The sequence below is a fragment of the Ruegeria sp. HKCCD6604 genome, from assembly GCF_013110635.1.
Classification (GTDB): Bacteria; Pseudomonadota; Alphaproteobacteria; order Rhodobacterales; family Rhodobacteraceae; genus Ruegeria.
In genome coordinates, this window is the sequence record NZ_WVQW01000001.1 from 1,322,787 (window position 1) to 1,337,082 (window position 14,296).

Consider the following 14,296-nt stretch of genomic DNA (forward strand, 5'->3'; position numbering starts at 1 on the left):
TCACAATGATCAAAAAATACTTTCAACATGCAATTCAAAGCTTTGGAAACTTTTCTCTGCGTGGCCGAAGCCGGTGGCTTTCATGCCGCCGCTCGCAAGTTGAATGTGACGCAGACTGCTGTCAGCGCGCGTATTCGCCTGATCGAGGAGGAAACCGGCAGGGCGCTGTTCACGCGCGGTGCCGGCGGAACGGCGCTGACCGAGTTCGGCCAGCAGTTCAAACCCTATGCGGAACAGATGTTGTCCCTTTGGGGCTTTGCATCGCGCGACCTGCCGGTACAGGCACAGAACCGCCCGGCACTGCGGTTGGGTGGCCAGCTCAGCATCTGGGATCCGTTGCTGGTGGACCTGGCGGTTCGGTTTGAACAGCGCTTTGGCAAATTGCTTTTGACGCTGAACTATGACCACGACCTGAACATGGTCGAAGCGGTGGCAACCCATGTGCTGGACGCGGCGATCACACATGAAAAGCCGGCGGACCGGCGTGTCACGTGGTACGCGCTTGAACCCGAGCTTTTGTCCCTGGTCCGGACGCCACAGGCTGACGGCACGAACGATGATGACATGATCTTCGTCAACCTTGAACTGGGCGAGGTCTATCAGGACCATGTCAGATCGGCTGCGCGACGGGCGTCGGGTCAGACAGTTTTTCTTGGCAATTGCATGATGGCGCTGCGATATATTCTGCACCGAGGCGGAAACGGCTATTTCCCCGATTACGTCATTTCCGAACATCTGGCCTCGGGTGCTCTGGAGCGGGTCGAGGACAGTATCAGCTTGCCGCTGCCCATGTATCTGGTCACCCGCGGTGATCGCGAGGAATTTGACGACATTCACAGCTGTTTGGTGGATCTTCGCGGCTAGAACTCAGGCCGGCGTCGGCATGATCTGCGGCGCGCGCTGCCGTTTTCGCATCAGCGGCCGACCAGCAACAAGCAGGAACAGGCCCGAGATCAGCATCCCTATGATTGCGGGAAGGTAAAGCAGAAACCAAAGCTCCGGGTCATCGATCACCATCGGGGAAACAAACCCGCGCACACCTTCAAGCAGCACAAGGATGGTGAAGGCGCCCAATATCTGCGGCCACAATCCAAACCGGGAAAAACTGCCCAGCATCAGGGTGGAATACCCGGCCAGGGCCACGGCGATGCATATCGCGATCCACGAGAACCGCTGGTGCAGCTCTTCGATCAGCTTGCCTTGGCTGAACCCTTCCGTGGCTGAAACCTCATCCCGGTTGCGGATCAGGTCCGCCGTTGGAATAGCTTCGAGGCTGCGCCGGGCCATCGGATTTGTATTCGTCAGTTCCGAGATGTCGTAGGACGCGTCCTGGAACAGGGTCGATGACAACACTTTGCCTTCCTTGTTCAGGCGCAATGCAACCCCATCAACCATCACAAGGTGGATGCCGACATCATTGTTGACCAGATAGGCGGTTACGCTTGAATAGCTGACCGCGTTTTCAGGATCGCGGCGGTCAGACACGAACACTTCGTGGAGTGTGCCGTCCAGATCAATGCTGCCTATGTAAACCGTGACACCTTCGGCGGGGTGCAGAAACTCGCCTTCGTTCAGCAGTTGAGCCGTCACATCTCCGGCCACTTCGGCTTGCCGGATTTCCAGCTGTTCCACCGAGGCCGGGCGCAGGAACACGCTGATGATCGCCATCATCACCCCGGTAATCACACCGAACAGCAGCACCGCCCGGGCAAGCCGCCAAGGGCTGGATCCGGTGGCCAGCATAACCGTCAGCTCACTTTCGCGGCTCAGGCGATTTGTGGCATAGACGGCGGCGGCAAACACGGCCATGGGCATGACCGTGCGGATCAGGGTCGGCAAAGTCAGCGCGGTGAATTCCAGAAAGACCATTGCCGACTGCCCACCGCTGATGACCCTGTCAAACAGGCTGACAGACCGGGTGATCCAGAACACACCGACAAGCACCAAGGTGAAAAAGCCAAACAGAATCAGCAATTGCCGCAGGAAATATCCATCAAAACGCGACATGGGGCCTCGTGCGTGTGTTCGTTTGCAGCGGACACTAGGGCATTAAGCCGGCAGAGGAAACAGGCATTGGACGTCAGGATGCCCCTGTATGCAACCTTGGCGCATACCGGCTTCATCGCACATCCCCGCTTTGGCACCAGAAGGGCCGGGAGATTACGCTTTGTGAAAACGGCGGCTCATGGCACATTTTACGGATTGATTAGAATGGAGTTTGAATAATGGCACTGTTTTTTTCCCGCCGCACCTATAACGCGCAGAAGAAAAAGTTCACGTTTAAGCCGGCGGCAAAGACCAGATATGTTCACATCACCCAGCAAAGCCCCGGTGGAAAAATTCGTAAGGGAAGTATTGTCAAAAAAGCCAAATGGCTGGATCTCGTGCGACAGGAGGGCGGGGATTCGGCCGTCCTGATCTATGTTCACGGGTTCAACACCAGCCAGAAGGACATGCTGGACCGGCTGGGAAAAATAGAAACCAATCTCAGGGGCAACGGGTATCAGGGCGCGGTCGTTGCCTTTGACTGGCCCAGCGACGGATCGGTGCACACCTATGACTCGGACCGCTCCGATGCCAAGGCGGTGGCACCGCATCTGGTGGGGGACGGAATCTTGCCGCTGTTGGGAATGTCGCCGCGCCCCAAGGTGCATCTGATCGCTCATTCCATGGGAGCGTTGGTGGTACTGCGCGCATTCTCTGACTTCGGGGATTCGGCCGGGCCCGGCAACAAGATATGGTCGGCGGATCAGGTCATGTTCGCGTCAGCGGACATCGATTCAGAATGGCTGGAAAAGGGCGCATGGGGCGATCTGGTCCTGAAAAAACGGTGCAAGCGATTCACCAATTACTACAGCCGGAAAGACAAGGTGCTGGCCCTGGCCGGCGGGATTGTTCACGGCGGTCGGCGTCGCGCCGGTCGTGTCGGGATGCCGAAGCTGACCTCGAAAGGTCATTGGGATATTTTCTGTGACCACCAATATCAACGAGACGTCCCCAAAGGACAGCGCAAGATGATGAAGTCGCATCGCTGGTGGTTCGACAGCGGCGGGTTTTATGAGGACCTCGCCCTGACGATCGACGGCCATTCGGTAAAAACGATGCCGACCCGGCACAAGACAAATATCGGGGATCTGGCGCTGCTGGCCTGACTGACCGGCCGCCACACGCCTTTCTTTGGTGCAAAGCCCGATTTTGCGGGTTCTGCTCAAGCACCGGCTTTGGGCAGAATCTCTGCACGTTCTGATATCGTCAGTACGCGTTGCTGACCAGAAACGGAAAGGGCGCGCTCGACCACAAGCGCGCCCCAGTCACAAGGGAGAAACTGAAAACCTGCGTTCTGTGCAGAACCTGAACGCCAACTCTTTGACATTCTCAGACAACCAGACTTTCCAACATCCGTCAGTGACGCTGTTCACACTCTGGGCCGGAATTTTTTGATGGCGTATAGGGTTTGGTTGCACTGCGGCTCACAAAGCCTGCGCGCGTTCTGATTGCCGGTTCGCCCCGGCCATAGCCGAAAGCCGCGGACGCTGTAAACGCGCCAAGCACGATTGCCGATTGGTGTTTTGATGCGGATGGCAGGGGCAGCAGGGTTCGAACCCGCGACCTACGGTTTTGGAGACCGTCGCTCTACCAACTGAGCTATACCCCTGTGGTGAGCCCCAGATATGACAGCCGCGCGGCGGACTCAAGAGGCTTTTTCGAATTCCACGCCACTATCTGAGCCGACAAACAAGTTGCGCAAAATGTGCAGTGCGCTAAGACAAGGTCCGGTCAGCAAAAGGAACCCCGTGTGAACCTCCGCAAGAAGATCGCAGACAGCGAAGCCGTGCTGAACTGGGTGGCCCGCCGGATTGCCACTTACATTCGATTGGTCAACCGAAACACACGCTGGCAGCGCATCGGATACGAAGAACTGGATCAGCTGGTCGAACAAGGTGAACCTGTCATCGTTGTGCTTTGGCACCAACGGTTGGCGCAGTCGCCCTATTTCTTCCCGCTGGACAAGGGGCGCATCTGTTCGATCACCTCCTCTGCCCGGGCGGGCAGCATGGTGGGTCGCGTACAAAAGCTGTTTGGCATGGACACGATCGCCATGGCCAGCAAGACACGCCACGTCGCCTTGTCACGTCAGGTTCTGGGCAAGATGAAGCAGGGTATCTCTATTGGGATCGCGGCAGACGGACCGCGCGGGCCGGAACGGGTTCTGTCGACGGTTCCGCTGGTATGGGCGCGCACCTCGGGCAAGCGCGTATTCGGTATCACCTTCTCCACGAAACATGGTCGCGAAGCGGGAACCTGGGATCACCTTCTGATGCCCCGCCCCTGGCGAAATGAAGGCGTGTTTCTGTGCCGGGAATGGACTGAAACGGTGCCCCGCAAGGCCAGCGAAGAGGAAATCGAGACCCTGCGCCTGAGCCTGGAGCAGCACATGAACGATATCACGGCAGAAGCTGACCGGATGGTCGGGCGCGAGCCCTGGTCACCTGACGCCTAACCGCCCCTGAGACGTTGCATCAGATAGACTTCGCTGCCATCGGGAATCGGCTCGGTAAGCCCGGTGGCTATGACGCGCCCGTCGATCGCGATGGAGACCCCCGCATCAATGGGGGCCTGCAACTGCGGGTGGGCCCGGACCAAAGCCCGTAAAAGCTCACCGGTGGTTTTGGCCTCGACCTCAACCACTTGCTGGCCCCCGGTCAGTGACCGGAGGCCGGACCAGAGGTGGACCTCAACCATTTTCCTTCAGGGCCGCCAGAATGCGCGGCGGAGACATCGGCAGTTGCTTCATCCGAACACCCGCCGCATTGGACACCGCATTGGCGATGGCGGCCAGGGGCGGCACGATGCCCGTCTCGCCCACGCCGCGCACCCCGAACGGGTGGCCCGGGTTGGGCACTTCGACGATCACCGTGTCAATCATCGGCAGGTCACTGGCAACGGGAATCCGGTAGTCAAGGAAGATCGAGTTCTGCAACCGGCCATCTTCGCCATAGATGTATTCCTCGTTCAGTGCCCAGCCGATGCCCTGTGCGGCACCACCTTGGAACTGCCCTTCCACATAGGTCGGGTGGATCGCCTTGCCGGCGTCCTGAATGACCGTGTACCGGGTGATCGATGTCTTGCCGGTTTCCGGATCGACCTCGGCCTCGACGATATGGGTGCCAAAGGATACGCCCGCGCCTTCGGGGGTTGCTTCGAAATGGCCCGAAATCGGGCCTCCGGTCGATCCCATATCCGCCGTGATATCGGCCAGAGGCAGCGGGTCGAAATCCCCTGCATTGGGCCCCGAGGGTACCGCGCAGCCGTCTTCCCATTTCACCGCATCGACCGGGATGCCCCACTTGGCCGCCGCACGTTCGCACAGTTTCTCGACCGCGTGTCTTGCGGCCTTGATCGTCGCGAGGCCCGACGCGTAGGTCACGCGCGAACCATGGCTCACGTCGTTGTAACCCAGCGTCGCCGTGTCGGCGATGGTCACGCGGATGTTTTCATACGGAATGCCCAGAACCTCGGCCGCCATCAGAGCCATGGATGCGCGCGACCCGCCGATGTCGGGTGTTCCGACCATCAACTGCGCCGAACCATCCTCGGACAGTGCCAGTGAAACGCTGGTCTCTCCCCCGTGGTTGAACCAGAAACCGCAGGAAACCCCGCGCCCCTGCCCCGGCTTCAGCGGGGCCGAGTAATGGGGATGCGATTTGGCAGCCTCAAGGGTTTCGACCAGACCGATGCGTTCGTAGGTCGGGCCATAGCTGGCCTTCGTGCCTTCATGCGCGGCATTTTTCAGACGCACATCAATAGGATCAAGGCCCAGCTTGTTGCAGAGCTCATCAATGACGGATTCAACGGCGAAGGCGCCCATGGGTGCACCCGGCGCGCGGTAGGCAGCCTGTTTCGGACGGTTCGACATCACATCGTAACCGATCTGCTTGACGTTGGGCAGGTTGTAGGGCGCAAAGGCACACATGGCCGTCATATCGCCCGGGGCGCCGGGGAAGGCCCCGCCTTGCAGGCGGAAGACACCCTGCGCCGCCGTGATCGTGCCGTCTTTCTTCATGCCGATCTTCACGTCCATCGACGCAGAAGAGGTCGGCCCGGTGGCACGGAAAACCTCGGACCTGGTCATCACGATCTTGACCGGACGGTTGGCCTTGCGGCTGAGCGCCAGCGCGACGGGTTCGATGAAGACCGTGGTCTTTCCGCCAAAACCGCCGCCGATTTCAGACGCCGTGACGCGCAGCTGAGAGGTTTCGATTCCTAGCAGCGCCGCACAGGTCTTTTGCGCGATCCAGTGACCTTGGGTTGTACACCACAACTCGCCCTTGCCGTCATTGCCCAGCATGCCCAGGCAGGCATGCGGTTCGATATACCCCTGATGGGTCGCCTCGGTGACAAAGCTGTCTTCGATAACCAGATCAGCCTCGGCAAAGCCCGCTTCGACGTCACCGTGACCGCTTTCGTGATAGCGCACGACGTTCGGGTGCATCCCTTCCGGCACCGAATAATCCGCAGCACCTTCCCGGATCACCGGCGCATCCGGGGCCATCGCTTTGTCCACATCGGTGACGTGCGGCAGCACCTCGTATTCGACCTCGATCAGTTTCAGCGCATCACGGGCCGCCAAGGCAGATGTAGCCGCCACCGCAGCAACCGCGTGCCCGTCATAGAGCACCTTTTCCCCCGCCATGACGTTTTCCAGCACATTCCAGAATTCGCCTTCGAGCCCGGACTTGAATGGGACATCGGCGAAATCGGCACGGGTCACGACGGCTTTGACATCTTTCGATGCCTCGGCTTTCGAGGTATCAATCCTGACGATCCGGGCATGGGCATGGGGTGAACGCAGAATCGCGCCGTGCAACATGCCCGGGGCCGAGATATCCGCACCGAACTTGGCCCGGCCCGTCACCTTGTCCAGACCGTCGGGGCGATCGGGGCGGGTGCCAACGAAGGTGAAATCAGTTTTGCGATCGTCCAGAGCCATTATGACGCCTCCCGCATCTCAGCGGCCGTGTCCATCACGGCGCGAATGATCTTGTCGTAGCCGGTGCAGCGGCACAGGTTGCCCGCCAGCCAATAGCGCGTTTCTTCCTCGGTCGGATTGGGGTTCTTCTCCAACAGCGACTTCGCCGCCACCAGAATGCCCGGGGTACAGATGCCGCATTGAAGCGCGGCATATTCGATCATCTTCTTCTGCAACGGGTGCAGGATGTCACCATCCGCAATCCCTTCGACGGTCTCGATCTGCTTGCCTTCGGCTTCGACACCCAGCATCAGGCACGAGCACACAAGGCGGCCATCGACGGTGACCGAACACGCGCCGCAATCACCGGTGCCGCAGCCCTCTTTGGCGCCGGTCAGGTTCAGCTTGTCGCGCAGACAGTCCAGCAGGGTTTCCCGCGGGTCGCACAGGTATTCGACTGCGTCCCCGTTCACGGTGGTGGATACGTGGAGCTTGCTCATGCGTTTTCTCCCTTCGCGCGGGCATAGGCGATCTTTGCGGCACGTTTGGCCAGAACGCCAGCGACTTCGGTACGGAACGCGATCGTACCTCGTTTGTCATCGATCGGATTGCAGGCGGCCGACGCGGCCGCGGCCAGTGCGTCAAGGGCGGCATCGTCCAAAGTGCTGCCGATGATCGCTTTGGCACAGTCTTCAACCAACAGAACGGTCGGTGCCACGGCACCCAGCGACACGCGCGCCTCGGTGATGACGTCACCATCCAGGCGGAGGTTCACACCAACGCCCACCACCGCAATGTCCATTTCGGTACGGGGGATGAAACGCAGATAGGCGTCGCCCCCATTCGCACCACGGGCAGGGATGTTGATGGCCGAGATCAACTCGCCCTTCGCCAGCGAGGTCCTGCCGGGCCCGGTCGGGATGTCCTCGACCGCAACGTCACGCGTGCCATCGGGGCCGGTTACGGTGACGGTCACGCCTGCGGCCACCATGGCGGGCACGGAATCAGCCGCAGGTGAGCCATTGCACAGATTGCCCGTCAGCGTCGCGCGGCCCTGAACCTGAGTTGAACCGATCAGGTCCATCGCCTCGACCACACCGGGCCAGTCGCGGCCAAGCTCGGGGTGCTCGCTCATCTCGGCGCCGGTAACGGCCACGCCGATCGTCCAACTGCCGTCGTCGTTGCGGGTAATGTTGTGTACACCGTTGATTTTCTTGATGTCGATCAGCGTATCGGGCGTCACCAGCTCCGAGCGCAGTTGCACAAGTACATCCGTACCGCCCGCCAGAAAACGTGTGATGCCCGTCGCGTTCGCGGCCAGAGCCGAAGCTTCGGCAAAGCTGGCGGGGCTGTGATAATCCATGAAGCTACCTCGTACCTGTTGGTCAGGAATATCTGGGTTCGCGGCGACGTTAATTCACCCCTCGTCCGGCGTCCATGGGCCGAGCGACCAAAATTCAACTTCCAAATGTCGCTTTTGGACAGGGTTCAGAGATCGATTTCGATCACCCCATCAGGTTCCGCCGCGCGGCTTTGGCACAGGATCATGGCGCCTTCGCGCTGTTTGCGGGACAAAACGAAATCCCGATGCTCGACCTCGCCCGAAATGACACCGCATTTACAGACGCCGCAGATGCCGTCTGCGCATTTCACATCCACATGAAAACCGGCTTCGTTCAGAACTTGCGCCGCGTCCTTGTCTGCGGGCACGGGCAGTGTCCGGTCCGAACGCGCAAGCTTGAGCTCAAACGCGTGGTTTTCATATTCAGGCGTTTCAGGAACCGAGAAGTATTCCAGATGACGTGCCTCTTCGGGAAAGCCCTGCTGCTCGGCCGCCTGAATCACGCCGTCCATGTAACGATCCGGCCCGCAGGTATAGACATGCCATCCATCCCGGTAGCCGGACAGAATCACATTCAGATCAGCGCGGGTGCCTTCATCCGAGAAATGGTAATGAACGCGATCCGCCCAGGGCATGGCGGCCAGGTCATCCAGATACCCCGCCCCGCCCCGTGTGCTGGCCGAATAGTGCAATTCGAACTTGCGGCCCAGCGCATGCAGGCGATGGGCAAATGCGATCATCGGGGTGATTCCGATGCCGCCGCCCATGAGGAATGTTCTGGTTGCCGTTTCATCCAATTCAAAGTGGTTGATCGGTTTGGACACGAAAACCTTTCGGCCCTCGGTGAAGATGCGATGCAACAGCGCTGACCCGCCACGCCCGTCATCCTCGCGCAGCACGCCGATCTGATATTTCGTACGATCCGACGGGTCGCCCGACATGGAATATTGCCGCAGAAATTCCGGCGCGACCAGGACGTCCAGATGTGCGCCCGCTGTCCATCCCGGCAGGGGCGCACCGTCCAGCGATGCAAATTCGTATTTCGTGACATCCGTCGTCATCTTTTCAACCTTGGTCACGGCGACCCGCATCACAGGTGCATCACCGGCGATCTGATAGCGATGGATGATCGACATGTCCCCGCTTGCCTTGCGGGCCTTGTACTCGTCGGCCGTCACCATGGCCTCATAGGCTGCAATCCCGGCTTCTCGGTCCATTGCAAAGGGATAGGGCCAGGGGTGCGGAGCCAGATAAGCGGGATAGACGGCCAGGGTCTGATCTTCATATTTCAGGTCCAGATCCTTTTGCAGATCGCGCCGGTTCAACGGGTGCGTCGTGGGGCGATAGGCGCCGTCGGGCTGCAACTCGATATCCCACCACCATTTCTTGATGTCGTTCAGCCCGCCATTGCCGACCGCATCGTCCAGCCTGGCCAGCGCGGGCGCGGCGGCGGGGATGTTCGTCGCAGCCCACCGGAAGGGGCGCTCGGCGAAGAGACCTTCGAGGTTCCACGGGCAGGTCTTCATGCAGCGCCCGCACATCGCACCGCCCGGGGTCGTCACACGGTACGTGGCGCATTTCTGGCTGTCGGATTTCCAGATTTCATAACCGTTGAACATCAGCTTCGGTCCAGCGGTGATCGCGCCCGAGGGACATTCGCGGGCGCATTTGTTGCAGGACTCGCAAAAGGTTTGCAGGCCGAAATCGATGGGTTTGTCATGCGTCATCGGCATGTCGGTCGTCACCACGCCTGATTTCAGGCGCGGGCCCAGATAGGGGTTCAGGATAACTTCTCCGATCCGGCTGACCTCACCCAACCCCGAGAGCAGCAACAGCGGCGGTTGCAGCACCTCGCCATCCATCACCGTATGCGCCTTGGCCTTGTAGCCCAGGTTGCGGATCTGCTGTGCTATCACGCCGCCCAGCAGCGAAAAGCGCAGATAGGCGCGCATGGATTGGGCGACGCTGATCCAGTCGTCACCGCTGGCACCTTCCATCGTTTCATAGCCCTGATCGATGATCATGCTGATGGCCTGATCATGCGGCGGCACGATTTCTTCGCCCGTGGCGTCATGAGAATACCACGCCCATTCCGGGCAGCGGCTGAGGCCCACCGCATCGACCCCCAGGAAATAGGTCGCCGCCTTGATGTTCGCCGCATTGCGCTCGGCATCGGTGGGTCCGGCGACCTCGGCGCTTTCACCATCCTGCAACAGAACGAATGCACCCAGCGCGCGACGCTGGGCAAAGCTGGGCGCGGCCTTGCGCACGTAGTACCCGCCTTTCGCGGCGTCCTGCAATGACTTGCCCATGTCGCCGAACTGGGCGCGGGCGAACATGTCGGCGCGCTTGGGAACGCGGGCAACATTCTCTTCGTCGATATAGGTTGTCGGAGCCTCGACCCGTTTGAGCTTTTCGAAGGGATGGGCCCCGTCCACAAAGCGTCGTTTGGCATATGGGTCACGGTTGAGGGCGTTCTTGGCAAATCCCGTGCCCAGCCACCATGCCGGACCTTGGGTTCGAAACCACGGCTGTTGCGCCATGGGCCTCAGCGGCCGGTCATGCGCGATGGGCATCTCGGTCGTCACGGCTGCAAGGCCAAACCGGGTGCCCAGCCAAGGCGCAACCAGCTGGTCGCCCTCGACCGAGACCAGACCGGCGGCCACGGCCAGCTTGCCCAGATCAACTTCGGACGACATCACGCTGTGCGCGCGGGCGTCAAAACCCAGTAGTCGGATATAGTTGGCGACGACCACGGCATTCTCGGTTGCCAGCAGGCAGGAACGATGATCCTGCGCGTCGATGATCCACTCCGCACCGGGTTCGGAAGGGTCAGGGTCGCGGTTGTGTTCATAAAGAAAGACGATGGCGTGACGGTGGTCGTCAATCGGCTTGGGCGCGGCCTCCATACTGTCTTTCAGATCGGCCATGATGAGATCGATCCCAGAGGCCAGCGTTTTGGTCTGGCGCGTGCGCAGCGCGTGGGCAAGCCGGTCGATATCGGGATTGCGACGTGGTTCGTCCAGCAGTGCATCCGACGGCAACGGCCCGCAGCCCATCATCGATGCGTCGTTGAAATACCCAAATGCCTTCAGATGGTTTGCGCGCTCCTGCGGGTCTGAGGGGATCTCGGATGCAATCGGGTTCACCAACCCGTCGCGGATCGCGTCCAGCATCGCCTGAAACTCACCCATGGCGTTGACGATGCTGTCGGGCCGTTCCGGCCGGTGGAAACTCAGTTCGCCCATGGTGGGCACGCGCGACAAATCCGGCATGGTATCTTGTCGGGTCAAACGCTCCAACGGGTATCGCCCCATGTGAACGGGCCGGTTCTTGTCCGAGAAAAAGCGGATTCCCATTGTACGCCTCCTGTTGCCATCCATCCCCTACCCCGTCATGGACAGCGAAACCATTCATGCATAATCATAAGCGGTATGAAGAAAATCGATTTCACTGATCTCGACGGCAAGGTTCTGCGCACCTTTCTGACCATTCTCGAGGAAAGCTCGGTTTCGAAAGCTGCGGATCGGCTGGGCGTCACGCAATCGGCCATCAGCCACACGCTGGCCAAGCTCCGGCTGGTGCTGGGCGACCCGTTGTTTGTCCGGTCCGGTCAGGGCCTGACCCCGACCGAGCGCGCCTTGTCCCTGAAGGAGCCCGCGCAAAAGGTGCTGGACGGAATGCGGGCGCTGACCGAAGGGCGGCCGTTCGACCCGCAGTCCGAACAGATCAGGATCCGCATCGCCACCAATGACATGCCGCGCGAGTTGATCTTTCCGCACCTGCTTCGAGAAACACGTGCCGAAGACGCAGGTCTGCGGCTGGAATTCATTCCTTCAGGCGTGCCCGACCCCGAGCTGCTGCGCAGTGACAGATGCCAGTTGATGCTGACCCCGTTGCCGCCGGACGGGCCGGATATCTTTCAAAAACGTCTGATGACCAGCCCGCTGATGCTGTTCTATGACGCCACACAGCGCACGCCCCCGGACAGTTGGGACGCCTATTGCAACTGCGATCATGTCGAGGTTCGCTTTGCCGATGGCCGCAATGCCCGCGCCGTCATGCGTGGCGTCGATCAAAGCCAGATCAGGCCAGCGGTGGTGACCCTGCCTCATTTCAACGCCATCCCGGCCTTCATACTGGGCAGCGACCTGATCTCGACCGACACGGCGCTGATGAAACAGGGCCCGCTGGCCATGCTGGATTGCGCGCCACTGCCGTTCGAATGCGCGTCGGTGTCGATCTACATGGTCTGGCACCAGAGGTCGGCCAATGACCCGGCACATCGCTGGTTGCGGGCCCGGATCGAGGCGATCGCCGCGTCTCTTCAGACCTGAGACAACAGCCAGTCGCGCATGATCCTGACCAGTTGCGGCTGGCGCGGCTTGCGGGGCGCAACCACGTAAAACCCCAGATCTGCAAGCAGGACATCCGCAAGCGGCTGAACAAGACGGCCCGAGGCCACCTCGGGCGCGACAAGAGGCGCATTGGCCAGTGCTATCCCCTGCCCCGAAACTGCGGCATCGATAGCAAGGCTGGTCTGGCTGAAGCTCATCATTCTGGGCTTTCCGCTTGCACCCACCCGTTCAAGGAACAAGGGCCACAATCCGTGGGTATCGTTCAGCAATACCTGCTTCATCAAGTCAGAAGGGGTACTGATTCCGCCCGCAACAGAAGGGCTGCATACCGGGATGAATTCGGTCGAGAACAAAGGCACCGCTTCCAGTTCCGGCGCAAACGGCGCCCGACCCTGCCTGACTGCAAGATCGACGCCATCCGAACTGAAATCCGCCAGACGCTCGCGCGCATCCACCTGAACCGAGATGTCCGGATACAGGTCCGTGAAGCCCGACAAACGCGGCACCAACCATTTCGAGGCAAAGCTGGGCGTGACCGACAACGTGACCCGGCGGTCCGGAGACAGGTCTTCGACGGCCTCTTCGATCAATCTGAAAGCACGCCGCAGCGGCGCGTGAAACCGCCGCCCGGATTCGGTCAGTCGCAACCCACGCGGCAGGCGATCGAACAGAACCTCGTCCAATCGTGCTTCAAGCCCGCGCACCTGCTGCGCGACGGCACCTTGTGTAACGCCGAGTTCGTCGGCGGCCAGTCGAAAGTTCAAGTGACGGGCAGAAGCCTCGAAAGCGCGCAAGGCGTTTAGGGGTGGAAGGGCGGTCATGCTGTTATCCTGTAGATTTTCTACAGAATAGAGGCAGCAGAACTGATTGGTCAAACCACTGTCCGACGGCCATCTTGGAATCAACTGAAAACGGAGATGTCAGATGGAAAAAGTAGCACTTATCACGGCGGGCGGCAGCGGCATGGGGGCGGATTCCGCCCGGAGGCTGGCGGCGGACGGTTTCAAGGTCGGCATTCTGTCCTCCTCGGGCAAAGGGGAAGCTTTGGCAAAAGAGCTGGGCGGCGTCGGCATTACCGGCTCGAACCAGTCCACCGAGGATTTGCAGAAACTTGTCGATACCGCCATGGCCCATTGGGGGCGTATTGACGTTCTGGTCAATTCTGCCGGTCACGGTCCCCGCGCCCCGATCCTCGAGCTGACGGATGAGGATTGGCACACCGGCATGGATGTCTATTTCCTGAACGCGGTGCGCCCAACCCGGCTTGTGACCCCGATCATGCAGGCGCAGGGGGGAGGCTCGATCATCAACATCTCGACCTTTGCCGCGTTCGAGCCGGATCCGGTTTTCCCGACGTCGGGCGTGTTCCGCGCCGGGTTGGCCGCCTTCACCAAGCTGTACTCGGACAAATATGCCGCCGCGAATATCCGCATGAACAACATTCTTCCGGGCTTCATTGACAGCCTGCCCGAGAAAGAAGAATTCCGCAGCCGCATTCCGATGGGTCGTTATGGGCGCAGCTATGACGAGATCGCCTCGGTCGTCGCTCTGCTCGCCTCGGAGGGCGGCGGTTACATCACCGGACAGAATATCCGGGTGGACGGCGGTATCACCCGGTCTGTCTGA

General features: G+C 60.4%; 12 protein-coding genes and 1 tRNA gene. 5 read left to right on the forward strand and 8 right to left on the reverse strand.

The window, feature by feature from the left end; all coding sequences use genetic code 11:
• Positions 1-27 precede the first annotated feature (27 nt).
• Positions 28-864, forward strand: a complete 837-nt coding sequence (locus tag GS614_RS06585; RefSeq protein WP_171725782.1) for a LysR family transcriptional regulator — start codon at positions 28-30, stop codon at positions 862-864.
• Between the two features lie 3 nt (positions 865-867).
• Here GS614_RS06585 and lptF read toward each other — a convergent pair whose 3' ends face one another.
• Complete coding sequence (lptF, locus tag GS614_RS06590) at positions 868-2,007, reverse strand: LPS export ABC transporter permease LptF (protein WP_171725783.1); 1,140 nt, start codon at positions 2,005-2,007, stop codon at positions 868-870.
• Between the two features lie 218 nt (positions 2,008-2,225).
• Here lptF and GS614_RS06595 point away from each other — a divergent pair, with 218 nt between their 5' ends.
• Entirely contained in the window at positions 2,226-3,152 is a 927-nt protein-coding gene (locus tag GS614_RS06595) for an alpha/beta fold hydrolase (protein ID WP_152458902.1), read from the forward strand.
• Positions 3,153-3,579: 427 nt separating this feature from the next.
• Here the strand turns inward: GS614_RS06595 and GS614_RS06600 are convergent.
• Positions 3,580-3,655: transfer RNA gene (locus GS614_RS06600), tRNA-Trp, on the reverse strand.
• Positions 3,656-3,796: 141 nt separating this feature from the next.
• Between GS614_RS06600 and GS614_RS06605 the strand changes: the two genes are divergently transcribed.
• Positions 3,797-4,501, forward strand: a complete 705-nt coding sequence (locus GS614_RS06605) for a lysophospholipid acyltransferase family protein (protein WP_152458903.1) — start codon at positions 3,797-3,799, stop codon at positions 4,499-4,501.
• On the opposite strand, the gene GS614_RS06610 is transcribed toward GS614_RS06605, so the two are convergent.
• From GS614_RS06610 to GS614_RS06630, 5 genes are all read right to left on the reverse strand, one after another.
• A complete protein-coding gene (locus GS614_RS06610) occupies positions 4,498-4,743 on the reverse strand; it encodes a MoaD/ThiS family protein (RefSeq protein ID WP_171725784.1) in 246 nt (81 codons plus the stop codon). The genes GS614_RS06605 and GS614_RS06610 overlap by 4 nt on opposite strands.
• Positions 4,736-6,991: a xanthine dehydrogenase family protein molybdopterin-binding subunit gene (locus tag GS614_RS06615; protein WP_171725785.1), complete on the reverse strand. Its 2,256-nt coding sequence runs from the start codon at positions 6,989-6,991 to the stop codon at positions 4,736-4,738. The genes GS614_RS06610 and GS614_RS06615 overlap by 8 nt, the downstream gene beginning before the upstream one ends.
• Positions 6,991-7,470 carry a (2Fe-2S)-binding protein gene (locus GS614_RS06620; protein WP_152458906.1) on the reverse strand — a complete coding sequence of 160 codons (480 nt, stop codon included), beginning with the start codon at positions 7,468-7,470 and terminating at the stop codon, positions 6,991-6,993. The genes GS614_RS06615 and GS614_RS06620 overlap by 1 nt, the downstream gene beginning before the upstream one ends.
• Positions 7,467-8,333 (reverse strand): xanthine dehydrogenase family protein subunit M, encoded by an 867-nt coding sequence (locus GS614_RS06625; protein ID WP_171725786.1) that lies wholly within the window; start codon positions 8,331-8,333, stop codon positions 7,467-7,469. The genes GS614_RS06620 and GS614_RS06625 overlap by 4 nt, the downstream gene beginning before the upstream one ends.
• Before the next feature lie 125 nt (positions 8,334-8,458).
• Positions 8,459-11,671 (reverse strand): reductive dehalogenase, encoded by a 3,213-nt coding sequence (locus tag GS614_RS06630; protein ID WP_171725787.1) that lies wholly within the window; start codon positions 11,669-11,671, stop codon positions 8,459-8,461.
• Between the two features lie 75 nt (positions 11,672-11,746).
• Between GS614_RS06630 and GS614_RS06635 the strand changes: the two genes are divergently transcribed.
• Positions 11,747-12,649: a LysR family transcriptional regulator gene (locus tag GS614_RS06635; RefSeq protein WP_171725788.1), complete on the forward strand. Its 903-nt coding sequence runs from the start codon at positions 11,747-11,749 to the stop codon at positions 12,647-12,649.
• Here the strand turns inward: GS614_RS06635 and GS614_RS06640 are convergent.
• The gene (locus GS614_RS06640; RefSeq protein ID WP_171725789.1) at positions 12,640-13,491 is read right to left on the reverse strand and encodes a LysR substrate-binding domain-containing protein; all 852 of its coding nucleotides are present in this window, start codon (positions 13,489-13,491) and stop codon (positions 12,640-12,642) included. The two genes, GS614_RS06635 and GS614_RS06640, sit on opposite strands and share 10 nt — an antisense overlap.
• Before the next feature lie 103 nt (positions 13,492-13,594).
• On the opposite strand from GS614_RS06640, the gene GS614_RS06645 reads away from it, so the two are divergent.
• Positions 13,595-14,296, forward strand: a complete 702-nt coding sequence (locus GS614_RS06645; protein WP_171329357.1) for an SDR family oxidoreductase — start codon at positions 13,595-13,597, stop codon at positions 14,294-14,296.